This window comes from Chryseolinea soli (assembly GCF_003589925.1).
GTDB lineage: Bacteria > Bacteroidota > Bacteroidia > Cytophagales > Cyclobacteriaceae > Chryseolinea > Chryseolinea soli.
Window position 1 is genome coordinate 7640958 of sequence record NZ_CP032382.1, and the last position, 13319, is coordinate 7654276.

11 protein-coding genes are annotated in these 13319 nt (G+C 43.9%); 7 read left to right on the top strand and 4 right to left on the bottom strand.

Annotation, left to right across the window (positions count from 1 at the left end):
- Nucleotides 1-277: 277 nt before the first annotated feature.
- Nucleotides 278-616 carry a hypothetical protein gene (locus tag D4L85_RS31795; protein ID WP_119758138.1) on the bottom strand — a complete coding sequence of 113 codons (339 nt, stop codon included), beginning with the start codon at nucleotides 614-616 and terminating at the stop codon, nucleotides 278-280.
- A 479-nt stretch (nucleotides 617-1095) separates the two neighbouring features.
- On the opposite strand from D4L85_RS31795, the gene D4L85_RS31805 reads away from it, so the two are divergent.
- Nucleotides 1096-2055: a hypothetical protein gene (locus D4L85_RS31805; RefSeq protein ID WP_119758140.1), complete on the top strand. Its 960-nt coding sequence runs from the start codon at nucleotides 1096-1098 to the stop codon at nucleotides 2053-2055.
- A 197-nt stretch (nucleotides 2056-2252) separates the two neighbouring features.
- Here the strand turns inward: D4L85_RS31805 and D4L85_RS31810 are convergent, their stop codons facing one another.
- Together D4L85_RS31810 and D4L85_RS31815 are read right to left on the bottom strand one after the other, a co-directional pair.
- The gene (locus D4L85_RS31810) at nucleotides 2253-2918 is read right to left on the bottom strand and encodes a DsbA family oxidoreductase (protein ID WP_228450695.1); all 666 of its coding nucleotides are present in this window, start codon (nucleotides 2916-2918) and stop codon (nucleotides 2253-2255) included.
- Between the two features lie 288 nt (nucleotides 2919-3206).
- A complete protein-coding gene (locus D4L85_RS31815) occupies nucleotides 3207-3944 on the bottom strand; it encodes a hypothetical protein (RefSeq protein ID WP_119758141.1) in 738 nt (245 codons plus the stop codon).
- Nucleotides 3945-4527: 583 nt separating this feature from the next.
- On the opposite strand from D4L85_RS31815, the gene D4L85_RS31820 reads away from it, so the two are divergent.
- The 6 genes from D4L85_RS31820 to D4L85_RS31855 all read left to right on the top strand — a co-directional run bounded on the left by D4L85_RS31820 (nucleotide 4528) and on the right by D4L85_RS31855 (nucleotide 11100).
- On the top strand, nucleotides 4528-4659 hold the full coding sequence (locus D4L85_RS31820; protein ID WP_119758142.1) for an SDR family NAD(P)-dependent oxidoreductase: 132 nt from the start codon (nucleotides 4528-4530) through the stop codon (nucleotides 4657-4659).
- A gap of 96 nt (nucleotides 4660-4755) precedes the next feature.
- Nucleotides 4756-6117, top strand: coding sequence for a serine hydrolase domain-containing protein (locus tag D4L85_RS31825; RefSeq protein ID WP_160144129.1), 1362 nt, complete (start codon nucleotides 4756-4758; stop codon nucleotides 6115-6117).
- 1007 nt (nucleotides 6118-7124) lie between these two features.
- Complete coding sequence (locus D4L85_RS31835) at nucleotides 7125-7604, top strand: SRPBCC family protein (RefSeq protein WP_160144130.1); 480 nt, start codon at nucleotides 7125-7127, stop codon at nucleotides 7602-7604.
- Nucleotides 7605-7895: 291 nt separating this feature from the next.
- Complete coding sequence (locus D4L85_RS31845; protein WP_119758147.1) at nucleotides 7896-9158, top strand: glycosyltransferase; 1263 nt, start codon at nucleotides 7896-7898, stop codon at nucleotides 9156-9158.
- Between the two features lie 247 nt (nucleotides 9159-9405).
- Nucleotides 9406-10554 (top strand): Na+/H+ antiporter NhaA, encoded by a 1149-nt coding sequence (gene nhaA, locus D4L85_RS31850; protein ID WP_119758148.1) that lies wholly within the window; start codon nucleotides 9406-9408, stop codon nucleotides 10552-10554.
- 306 nt (nucleotides 10555-10860) lie between these two features.
- Nucleotides 10861-11100, top strand: coding sequence for a hypothetical protein (locus D4L85_RS31855; RefSeq protein WP_119758149.1), 240 nt, complete (start codon nucleotides 10861-10863; stop codon nucleotides 11098-11100).
- Nucleotides 11101-11172: 72 nt separating this feature from the next.
- On the opposite strand, the gene D4L85_RS31860 is transcribed toward D4L85_RS31855, so the two are convergent.
- A complete protein-coding gene (locus D4L85_RS31860) occupies nucleotides 11173-12930 on the bottom strand; it encodes a chloride channel protein (RefSeq protein ID WP_119758150.1) in 1758 nt (585 codons plus the stop codon).
- Nucleotides 12931-13319: the final 389 nt, after the last annotated feature.

Here is a 13319-nt window from a genome sequence, read left to right on the forward strand (position 1 = left end):
ATCGAATATTTCCCGCAGGCGCGAAATCGCCGGGGCATTGGGATTTGTTGTTCGGTCCGATGGTGGCCTTAGAGTTAATAAGACCACGGTGCATCTCTAAAGAAAGGTTTCGCATAGGTTATTCGCCCAACACTCTTCGGGGTGACTGATCAAGGGCCGGGATAACGTTAGTCGATTTTCTGATGTTTTATGGTGAGCGCCATGGCAACCCGCACCCTGAGAGCGAAGTTGGTGTAAAGTTTGCTGATAACAACACCTTACGTGTCAAAAATACTGACTACTGATTGTTACAGACACGGTCATGTAAGTCCTGATCCCATATATATTCAATGCTAAATTTGTGATCAGGGTATAGCGTGAAGATGGCGCGGTTCCAATCGCTATGCTGTAAGGGATGAGATTGTGTCATCTCGTAAAGTTTATGAACGGCCTTGGACGTTTGAAAGTCCCCGGTTGTATCAATTTCCACTAGCTTGTCAGCGAAATCTGAATAGTAGCTTTCGAAACCTACATTTTTCTCAAGACGTTTAATTTTAAGGGATGCAGACTTCCAATCTTTTACGTGGGTAACACTGTCCAATACTTTGCTGGCAAGGAGATTGAATATTTCGTTCATGGAGTTTTTTTATTTTCAAATACTCGTCATTTTAGTTCCATTAATCTAGGTCCAACGTGAGCCCGAAAGGGACCCCGCTATTCGCCCTAATCTGCGGTTCGGCATCTACCACAGTTTTGCACATGGCATCAAGCCACATTGGAAAACCGTCAGAAATGTCGCCGGCCTTTCTGAGAGCGTATAGCTCTGCTGTATCTTTCAAAGATAATACTCTCCTGTTGTCGCTGACGCTTAGTTATCTGAAACAGCATCAAATTTATGAGTACGGATACAACAACGTAATGGATGAGTTCCAAACGAGTTATTTGGCAGCGTTCCTTGTGGAGCGTTTTACATCTAACGGTGTAAGGGAAATATTACTTAATGTGTTGGGGGCGCTGGAATTTTGTATATCTTCGGTGATAAGCCCATCCGTTGCCTTTTAACAAAAAGGCCGGTTGGGCTTTTTTTTATGTTTTATATTCTAACCCTCAAAATCTATGAAGGCATTTAATGTATTGTTTGTGACCTGTTTGCTATTATTCTCCGTACGGTCCCTTGCCCAGAAGATTGGTGTGGATAGCAAAGGGAAAAGTGTATTCACTCACTTGTCCAGCGCTGAAGCGCGATTTGAGCTGAGCACTGAGGAACCGTTATCGGTTTCGTATTTATTCCACCCTACCGAGCATCCGTTTACGTTAACCAGAACAGGCGATACGACGGTGGTAAAGATACACGGATGGTTAGGTCAGCTGTCCCTGTTAAACTCAAGCGATATTTTGGTCCTCTCGGATCTTTCCGATTCCAATCTGGGGGTTGGTGGCAAATTTGGCTACCAGAGCACAATCGATGTTTTTCATGATCTTAATAGTATTCCGAGCGGATATCTTGGTACGTATACGTGGGGTGTGAACGGCGTTCTGAACATGGACAATATCCGGTTATATGATTCGGTCTCGGCGAACATATCGAAGGAACGCCCGGTTACACTTGGAGCCGAGGGGAACTTCAACCTATTTTTTAAGAATTGGAGTGGAGGCAGTGCTCGTATGGTGTTTGCCTTTACGGGTGCAATACTGCATACCTGGAATGATGATGAACTGATCAATTACCAAGAGCTTTCGAAAACGACGGTGCTACCGACGATTGTCGCTTTGAAGGACTTTAAAGGACGATACGGAACGCTCGACCGGGATGTGACCAAGATACGCTTCTCGCTTGCTGTGCCGATGTACTTCAGCATCGTCAACCCCATACCGTATCTGGTCTTTAACAGTTCGTCTGGGAATGACAGTTATACCTATGGCGCTTTTATCAACGTAATCAGCAAAAGACTCACAAAAATAAAATTCAAGATACCTTCTTCCATCGGTATGGGGATCGACTGGACCTCGACGGACGGAGATGTTTCAGATCCGAAGATATTTGTAAAAGGCGCTATCAGCTTAGGTAAGCTTTGAGATTTTTAACTGGAGATTCCGAGGTGTTGGGACATAACTTCAAGATAGTCAATACGGGGGATGGTCAATTCCTCGTATTGGCTATCTTGAGTTATGTCTTAACACGATTGAATCTGCGCTTACTTAAGTTATAGTGGTCAAGAACGTCGGAATCCCACCTTTAGGTAACCGAGAAGGAAATTCAAATAAAATCAAACCTAACGGATTAACTGTTGTTGCCATTCGTCAAAGGATTTTTGAATTGCTCTTAAAAACGCGTTGCTCTCTTGCGCCCCTGATATAGCATATTTTCTGTTAAACACAAAAAATGGTACGCCACGAACACCTACTTGCCTGGCCTCATCAATATCTGCTCGAACATTGTCGGCATAACTTCCGTTTTCCAATGCTGTTTGCAAAGCCTCTGTGTCCAGTCCTATTTCTTTTCCCATCTCAATGAGTGTTTGATAATCATCTATGTTCTTTCCATCGGTAAAGTACGAGCGGAATAATATCTCTTCAGCTTCATTTTGTCGATTGTATTGCTTTGAAAAGTGCGTAAACCTGTGAGCATTGAAACTGTTTGCAACAACGGATCTTTCAAAATTATAAGCCAGACCTACTTGTCTTGCCAATTGCGTTACGTGGTCATTCATCCCTTTCGCCTCCTCGATACTCATGCCTTTATGTTCTGATAAAAATTGATGTATATTTTTATCAATTCGTGTTTCAATTTCTGGGGCGAGTTGAAAGCTCTTCCATATCAATTGCACTTCGTCTTTATGCGAAAATTGCGATAATGCACTTTCAAATTTTCGTTTTCCGATATAACAGAATGGACACATCACATCGCTCCATATCTCAATTTTCATTTTATCTTCCATAGCTGACCTGTAGTTAATTCTTTTGAGTTCTTCCCCGGTTGGCCTTGAGCCATCATGAACACGAATAGAACGTACTTCACAACATCTTTGATTTGACTTCCTTTGCTAGCAAATGTATGTACTTTTAATATACATTAGTAACTACTATACTACAGTATGTCGGTATACTTTAGTATATCATTAATGGAGATTTCTGAGGGGAGTTGACCACTGTTATTCGGCATGCGACGTTAATAATCTTAGGGACAATGTAAAGAACAGATGTATGCTAATGCATTTTCTCCATGTTTATGCTCCGGCCAGGGTCTTGTATCGGTCAGTATCCAAGTAAGTTCTAAGCGCTTTCAGCGCCGCGTAAAACGACTCGTATTCCTTCATGCCACCCTCTACAGCTGTCTTTACACGTCCTTCAAACATGTCTGCGAATTCCTCGTAAGCAGGATTTCCGCAGAGCTTCATGATGATCATGCGCTTTAGCGGAGTTTGGCCGCTTATACGGCTGCTGAGGTCTTCCCAGGGGATGGCATTCACAACCTGATCGTTTATGACTTGCAGTGTACTGAGTCTTTCAAAGAATGGCAGCATGAACCGGTCGATACTTTCGCGCTGATACTTGCAGGCTTCGATCAGCCGGTCTTCGTAGAACACCCCCCCTTCTACAAAAAATAGCAGGTCATCTTTTAGAAATTCGCGGATAGCCATTCTATTCTCCTGGGCATCTATCACGGTCGTCTCATACGAATCCGACAGCAGGGGTTGGTTGATCGAATCGGTATAGACCGCGCCACCCCAGGCTTCCTTCAGAATGCTGTTTACTTTCGGGAAAATGATATTGTACTGCATCCAGTTGAACTGCTTTCGCTCCATACCGTTTGGCGGATAGAATTCATACGAGATTCGGTGTATGGCTTCGCCATCGCGCCGGATCATGGCATAATGACCGTCAAACCGGGTATGCTCATGAAATCCCAGGTTGTCCAGCCCTAAGAGCGACTTCACTTTCTTATCGATTTCTTCGAATTCCATGGATACTTTTTAGAGTGTTTCCATTCCACATCAGCTAGATGGCTTATTACAGCTAAATATCTTATAAAAGTTCTTTTTTACCGTTTGATCGGCAACTTTCCGCTCGGAAAGTTATCAGGTTTTAGTTAACATAAGACCAGTTATATAAACGCATTTTTCATTTATTCAGTCGCCTCGGTGCAATGTCGCCGCTGATCTGCTACGACGGCGCCATGCGATCAAAAATTGCGAAATGAAACTTTATCATTTCAATTGCGATAGCTTCTTTTAGAGAATTCGCAAATTAGAAGAACCCAGGGTGCGAGTTATTAGACACAATTTTCAGGTAACAGTTTTTACTTTATTGATCGAGTCATCCATTTGCTTATACAGCGAGTAAAGCTAAAATTGGACGTACGTTGAATCGCCATCTGAACCGCTGCTAAAAATCAGCTGACACGCAAAAGCTCGTGTGATATCGAGTTTTATCCAGCTCCCAGTATTTTCCTTTCAGGCAGATGGGATCAAAGTCTTGATCTGCTCTCGAAAAATCTGCAAAGTTTCTCCTGATCAACGTTTGTCTTGTAAATAAAACTACAACACAATGAAGAAAAACAAAGTACGGTTAATAACCGGCGCAGGCAGCGGCATTGGATTGGAAATTGCCAAAGCTGCACTTTCCGCGGGTAACAGAGTTGTCGCTATGGGCAGAAGGATGACAAGTTTAACTTATTAATAATACTTTGTTTTTCGGATATGGAATAGTTAGTACGAAATTGAAAGGAATCTAACACAAATTCCCATTTGCTGTAGAATGACTAAATTGTCACTTATGAAGGACGTCATTAGCTACATTACAGTCATCATTTTGGCAACTCTGCACACGACTGCACAAAGTCAGGTCCGAGATTCTGACTCAATTATGGTCAAAAGGCTGAACGACTATCTTGTTTCAGCTAATAGTGCCTATCGATTTAATGGATCAGCGATGATACTGTATCATGGTAGGATTCTCTTGAGCAAAGGATATGGATTCAGCAACATTGCTTCGAAGTCTGTGAATACAACGGAGACCCGCTTTCCCATTTTGTCAATGACAAAAACGTTTACAAGCACTGTGATCCTAAAATTGGAAGAGGAGGGCAAACTTTCTGTCAACGATAACCTGTCAAAATATCTTCCAGATTATCCCAATGGGTCTAAAATAAAAATACGTCACCTGTTAACTCATTCGTCCGGAATTTACGATTACACTGGGAATGTTGGCATCGAGGACTCTTTAATTGTCAACAATCCTATCGCGAAAGAGAAAGTTATTAGCCACTTTAAAGACAAACCGTTGGATTTCCCTCCTGGAAAATATTATAGCTACAGTAATTCTGGTTATTTCTTATTAGGACTAATCATTGAAAAAGTCACTGCACAGCCATATGAAACGGTTGTCAGGGAAATGATTTTCAGACCCCTTGATATGACACAATCTGGATTTGACTTCATTAATCTTCCCCGTGAGGTGAAAGCTCAAGGATATGAATTGTGGACCGAAGATAAAGTGATTCCTTATAAACACTATGATTCAACCTATGCTTATTCCGCAGGAAGCATTTACAGTACAATAGCCGATTTGGATAAATGGGCCGAAGCTATCTCTTCAAGGAGAATTCTAAAACCTGAGACATGGAAGGAGGCTTTCGATAAAAAAATAAATAATTATGGTTACGGGTGGCAAACAGGAATATTTGTTGGTAAGAAATATGTGAAGCACTCGGGAGGTTATCCTGGCTTTATGTCCGAGTTTATTTACTATCCTGATGAGGACCTAACCGTGATACTTCTGAATAACTTTGGAACCTATGATCAAAACATTTGGTCAGTGGGAATGGGACTGTCATGCATTGCTTTTCAACTTCCCTACGATAACTGGAAATTGAGACCAAAAATTACGCTTGACGAACGTATGTTGGAAAAACGTGTCGGGACTTATGAGATGAGCTTTAAGAATCAAAAATCTAAAATCGGCATTAAATTAAAAGATAGTAATCTCTATTTGGACATAGATGGGATGGAGTTGTCGCTCTATGCAGAAAATGAGAACACTTTTTTCTTGGAATACTTCAATGCTCAATTAGTCTTTGAAAAGGACAAGATTATTTTTCATTCACACGGGCAGGATGGAGAATTGAAGAAAAAATAAGTCGCTCATGTGGTCTTAGGCAATGAGTACTTTGCTCCCCCATCAAAACAGTCATCCTCTTCATGAGATATGCGTGTCATCCATTTATTTACTTCATTTTCGATCTTACTAATTCGCCAAACAATACTTGCGCCACTAATCATCCGAACCTTCATGGATGATTTCTGAATCGACGTTTGCTTTTAACAATCATCCTCTGAATGTCCTTTAGTTTCTCCCCCTCTCTTATGGTTATCGTATCATCAATGAGATTAGTTTCGTATCCGGGATCCGACTCAAAAAGTACAATTTCTCTTACAGCCAAAGAGTCGCCCAAACCCTCAATCTTTTCGGAAACCCTAACCGCTTTCGGACCGCACGAATAGATTTCATTAAGCCATATTCCCACTCCACTTGCAAGGAATATGCATATAATAGTCAGTAGCATTTTCGGCCTGTTGTTATTCACTCGTGTAATCTAAAAAGGATCATCCAGTACAGGAAGCTATTAAAAATTAGACCGATTTACTCTCTATTTCCCCAGATTATCGTCCTCTCTCCACTGCTCTTATAACCCAGGCGTCTTTCCAAGACCGGCACTAACTGCTGTTGGGTATAACGTCGCACAATCAAGCCTCCGATCGTTGGTGTCTTTCCCTGTGCCAACTATCCAGCACCGGAAGTTCCTCTCAGTATTTCACTCCAGGCGACTCATTTCGGTAACAAGATGAACTTTAATACCGATTTAATGTCTGATCATCAGCATGTTATAATTATTGGTGCGTTTAGCCATTGCTTTTAAATGCCCAATTCGTTCAATTCTCAGGAACCAAGCCATTAATTGCAAGCCATAGAAACAAACTCATGCTTCCGTCTCCGGGGAAACTGCTCTTGAGATCTTGAAATGAAAGGCATTTCTGGAGCGGGTGATGACAAGGCACTGGGACGAACCATTCCATTCTACTTCTCTGTGAGCGCGGACTTCCAAAAAGTATAACCCTAAAGTTGACAAACAAAATATAAAAAAATTGAATCGTTTAAGACCAAAATTTCAATCCAAACAAACCATAACTATAAATGCTCCTATTGAAAAGGTCTGGGCGTTCAATCAAGACCTTTCCCGGATACCTGTGTACCATCCAAGGGTGAACAAGGTTGATTTAATTTCCGGCAAGCAGTTTCGCGAGGTTGGCGTGTCGTATCGATGTCATCTTTCCGACGGCAAAAACACATGCGTTGAAAAAGACATCGAAATCGTCCCCCTGGAAAAAATTGTTACGGTATTTACTGCGGACACCATGGGGTTGACGAAGCTACTCCCCGACTATATCGTGGAATCCACTGTTAAACAAATTGACAATAATTCGACCAGAGTCGAAATATCCCATTTCTATTCAAGTTCAAACTGGAAAGCATGGCTATTGAATTTCATCATAAAAAGTAAAATCGCACGCCAAACAATGGACACCTTAAACGCCATGAAAATGAATATAGAAAATGAATACTAAATTTTCATTCAAGGACGTCGGTAGCATTTCAAAAATAGCGACACTTACTATTTTTCTTGCGCTGATACGTTGCCTCTGCGAACCTTTCCGCTTGCAATATCTTTCAACCACTCCTTTGACTTTCCACGACGTGGAACCATTTTCTATCGGCGCGTTAGTGGCCGCATTAGCATTGTTTGCTATGATCATTCTTTCCTATTTCGGCAAATACCGGCTAATAATCGCTATTTGTCTCATGACTATTGTGATTTTGTTAATCGTCAAAAAAATTTACGCAACACCCTAATTCAAATGAAAGTAGCACTGTTGACTTTAGGAACAAGAGGCGATGTTCAGCCTTATGCCGTTCTGGGAAGGGCGTTAAAGGACCGCGGGCATGATGTCACCTTATCAACGGCGTCGAACTTTGAATCCTTTGTGAAATCCTATGGCCTCGGATTCCGGCCCGTTCAGGCGGACTTCCAGGCATTAGTGGCGTCCCCCGAGGGCAGAGAGATGATGAAGAATCCATTCCGGGCCCGCAAATATTTCAAACAACTGGTTCATCCCATGATTTATGATTGCCTGACCACGTTTTATGGGTTGGCAAAGGAAAGTGATTGTGTCCTTTATCACGTAAAAGCACTTGGAGATTATTATGCGGAGAAATTTCCGGAAAAGATGATGAGGGCCAACGTTGTTCCTGCCGTTCAGCCAACAGCTGAATTCCCAAACCCGGTGTTCAGCGGATTATCGGTGCCGGCATTCTTCAACCGGTTCACCTATACGATGGCCGACGCGGGGCTGCGAATGATGCACAAACCCATCATGCAATTCCGTGAAGCTAACTCCATGGGGAGAAAGATCTCAAAAGATCTGGCAATATCCTCCCTCTATGGCATTAGTACAAATTTCTTAGCCAAACCAAAGGATTATCCCCCCAACAGTTATTTCACGGGCTTTTGGTTTGATGAATCCCCCACCCCGTTGTCCGCAGATCTATTGCAATTCCTGCAAGCGGGAGAACCTCCGCTACTTATCACCTTTGGCAGCATGCCTTTCGATGTTTCGTTTGACATACAAAAAGCTGTCTTAAACTTGTCAAAACGATTTGGTCTCCGAATTCTTATTGTGAAGGGCTGGGGTTTTGAAAATACGGATCAGATTGAGACGCATGATGCTATTAGGGTCATCACCTCCGCACCTTTTGGCGAGTTGCTTCCTTTGGTGAAGGCGGCCATTCACCATGGTGGCATCGGTACAACAGCGGAATGTCTCCGTGCCGGCATTCCGTTTTTACCTTGCCCGGTAATTTATCCTATTGGTGATCAACATTTCTGGAGTCAATTGTCTTATCGCAAGGGCTATGCCGTTCACCCTGTTCCCCTAAAGAAATTAACAGAGACCTTGTTGACAGAAAGTGTGAAAGAACTTTTATATGATGAGCAACTCTATAGCCATGCGCAGGATATGAAGGGCACCTTAAGATCGGAGCATGGCCTTCAGGCCGCGATACAGATAATCGAAAATCATTTTGCTGGAAACAAGGTGATTCAAAAAACACTAGCTAAGTAACCCACGACAGTGCAATTGATGGCAAGAATATCCGTTTCTCGCAAATGGATGCGATGGTATTTTGGACAGACCTTCATCGAAGTAAAAAATGTCGGATATTTTTCACACCTGTTTACGCTGAACAATAAATCACCTACCTTTGCTGAAAGAAAAAAAGACAATTATACAAGACCTTAAGTAGTTTACAGGCTACAGTGCCCGGTATTACGCGAGTATAACCGGGCCTTTTTATTTAAAGCACGCGCCCATGAAAGCGACACACTTATTCGAAGATTTCTTTCACAGTGAAAAAGCAGGAGGCCTAGTGTTGATGGCATGTACGGTCATCTCTTTGATTCTGGCCAACAGCGGTGCTTCCGATGGCTACCTGCATTTCTGGCACCTTGAATTTTCGGGGCATAGCATTTCCCACTGGATCAATGACGGTCTCATGGCAATATTCTTTTTGCTGGTTGGCCTTGAGTTGGAGCGCGAAGTATATATCGGCGAACTGTCCAGCCTCAAAAATGCGTTGCTTCCTGTAGTGGCGGCATTGGGCGGCATGCTCGTCCCCGCCGGGCTTCATTTCTTGTTAAATCGGGGCACAGAAACGCAGGCAGGTGCCGGTATCCCTATGGCTACAGACATTGCCTTTGCCTTAGCGGTTCTTTCTTTATTAGGTAAACGCGTACCAAATTCATTAAAGATATTCCTGACGGCTCTTGCTGTCATCGATGATCTGGGCGCCATTTTGGTTATTGCGATTTTCTATACAGGTTCCGTTGCTTGGGTCAATCTTATCGCTGCGCTCTCGATCTATGGTGCGTTACTGGTCATGAACCGACTTAAAATCCGAAACCTGATCCCATACCTCATTGGAGGTGTGGTCATGTGGTACTTTATGCTTCATTCAGGGATACACGCAACAATAGCGGGAGTGCTGACTGCCTTCGCCATCCCATTCGGAAATGGCGATGAAAAATCGACCTCCTTTATATTGCAGCGTTTTTTACATCGTCCGGTTGCCTTTGGAATCCTGCCCTTGTTTGCATTAGCCAACACCGCGGTGGCACTGCCCGGTGATTGGGTTCATTCGCTAGTGGAGGCTAACAGCCTCGGGATTTTTGCGGGCCTGTTTCTTGGCAAGCCGTTGGGGATTTTCACATTTTCCTTCTGCTCTTCGCTTATCGGCATAGCCAAACTTCCGTCCGACTTAAAGTGGACGCATATATTAGGGACCGGCTTCTTGGGTGGCATAGGCTTTACGATGTCTATCTTCATCACCTTGTTGGCTTTTGGTAAGGATGCCATTATTGACCAATCCAAAATCGTTATCCTTATCTCCTCTTTTTTGGCGGGAATCGTTGGTTTTGTTTTGTTAAATATCTTTCTGAAGTCAGAAAAATCAGCGCAGTAGAATCGCGCACGGCAGTGCGCCAGGAGCCGCTGAAGCCCCGAATCAGTTGGACATAGATCGCTGGATTGCATGACATGAAGCTCGTCAGTGTTTATATGACCGACCATCGCTTTCGAATAACTCCAAACCTCATTTTTAAGACAAATTTAATGCCAGATCAAAGCTAATCTCAGCTTTGACAGCGACCTTGCATAAGGTGTCGAGGGTAAGCAGCCGCAGCATCATTTGGTTGCCAATAGACCGATGATTCGAAGGTAATTCTCGTCGACGATCAGGTCACAAAACATTTCTTAAAAACACGTTCACATGGCAAAAATCATTATCAAGCGATATGCATTCGCTAACAAACAGATTCAAATCATAGACGTGGATTACAAACAGATCTATGCAGAATTAGACGAAGAGATCAGAACCTCGCACGAGCCGGTTGCCGCCTCACATGCTTTTGAATCAAATTTCTTGACCGTGGTCATTGTGCTGGAACCGATTCATCAAAAATCGGACGATCCTTTGGATAAACCCCTTCGATGGATACCGTCAGCCTGATGGGAGCCAACATATAATTCAGCGTTAACGTCGTTGTTTTGCATACGTTTAGATCAACGTCCAACGCCCTCGCTAAGATTCTATCAACTCATTTCGATATCGGTTTAGTATCGAGGATTTCGAGAGAAAACCAAGATAGATGCCATCCTCGATCACGGGAAGATTCCATTGGTGTGTGGCGTCAAATTTGGCAAAGACCTCGTGGAGATTCTCGTCCAGTTCTACTACCGCCTCCGGTTTAGTCATGAGCTCCCTAACGCTAATGACATCATACTTCGAATTGTCAAACATGATCCCGCGCACTTTGTCCATGTGGATCAGGCCTATGAGTTTCTGGCCCTTGTCCACCACAGGAAACAGATTTCGATTGGAGGATGCGATGATCTTGACAAGGTCAGAGAGCCTGGCTTCTTCGGGCACCACTGAAAAATTCCGTTCGATAAGTTCGGAAAGGTCAAGACGACTTAGCAAAAGCTTGTCGCGTGTTTCTACCGTGGAGTGCAACATTTTTGAAAGCTTTTTTGCCTCCATCGACATGGGTTCAAAAAAATGCACGACGGTGAGACTTAGAGAGGAAACGAGCATCAAGGGGATAATCAAGTGATATCCTCCGGTAATTTCAGCGATCAAAAATATAGCCGTCAACGGTGCATAGAACACGCCACTCAAAATACCGGCCATGGCCACCAGGGTAAAATTGCTGACGGGTAGCTGTGTCAAGCCAGACAGGTTCATGAGGCGTGAGAACAAAAATCCGAGATAAGACCCGACCACCAGGGAGGGAGCAAAACTTCCGCCGTTTCCACCGCTGCCAATGGTGACGGCCGCCGCGATCATTTTGAAAATAATCAAAGCGCCTATGAAGACCAGCAACAGTCCTTCCGAGTCAATGAAGCTGCTCAAAAAACTTCCTTCCGTCAGCATTAGCGCGTTTTTGCTCTCCAACACGCGAACACTATCATATCCTTCTCCAAACAAGGGTGGAAAAACGGCAATGATCCCAAAGAGCAAAAGTCCCCCGATGATTGCGCGAACCCACTGATTGCTCACTTTTCCGATGCGCGATTCAATGCCATGAAATACTTTCGCATAACAAAGTGATATCAGCCCACACAAGATACCAAGAACAACATAGTAGGGCACGTTCTTATAGTCGAAGGGCTGCTTCAGTGAGAAGGCCAGTGTTACGCCTTCCGCTAATACGATTTTGGAAAGAAGCGCGCCGCAGGCGGCGGAGATTATCAAGGGTATGAAAGCCGACGCCGTCACTTCGGTGAGCAATACCTCTACTGCGAACAGCACACCGGCAATGGGTGAATTAAAGGCTGCAGCAATACCCGCAGATGCGCCACAGGCCAGAAGAACCGTCCGTTCCCGGTAGGTAAGACGATTTGCGTGGCCATAGTTGGACCCGATGGCGGAGCCTGTGGAGACCATGGGAGACTCCAACCCCAGCGACCCTCCAAAGCCAACGGTAAAGGCGCTGGTGATCAGGTGGCCAAACATATCCCTCGCCGGAAGAATACTTGACTTTTTAACAATGCTATATACAATCTCAGCGCTCCCTTTTTTGAGGGTGTTATTGAGGAAATAGCGGATAAAGAAAACGGTGAGTAAAATCCCTAGCAACGGAAAAATGGCAAACACAAAGAAATCTTCGGTCTTGCGGGAATCAGCTACGATTTCCTCGATATGATGGACCATGTACTTGAGCACAATCGCTGCTGCACCTGAGGTAAGGCCCACCAGGATGCTGGAAAGAATGATAAAATGTCGTTCCGAAAGTTTGTTCCGCAGGTAAAAGATCGGGCGACTCATAAAACTGATCATAAGGCGATATGGGTTATCTAAGCTGCTGCGCGATCTCTGCCTTCTATCGCGGATCCACAGACTCCCGGTTTTGTTTTCGGGATAGACCTTAAAAGTAGTGAATACGGCTCCATGAAGCACACCCTAATGGCTATTTACAGTCGATTTAATGTCGAATTAATCCCGCTTCAAGGCTGAGTGCGTTAAACCAATCATCCTTTCTTATGAACGACACGGGGACCGAACAGGTATACCGGGGCAAACTCCTTGGACAATCTACTAAATCACTCCTTTGAACGATGGTCTGCCGACCGTTCGATCTCTCTATCTAACTTTTTTGATGGTGTATTGGCAACCGTGGATAGGGGCCGAAATAACTCCATCAATCCCCGTGAGTTCGATACCCTGCT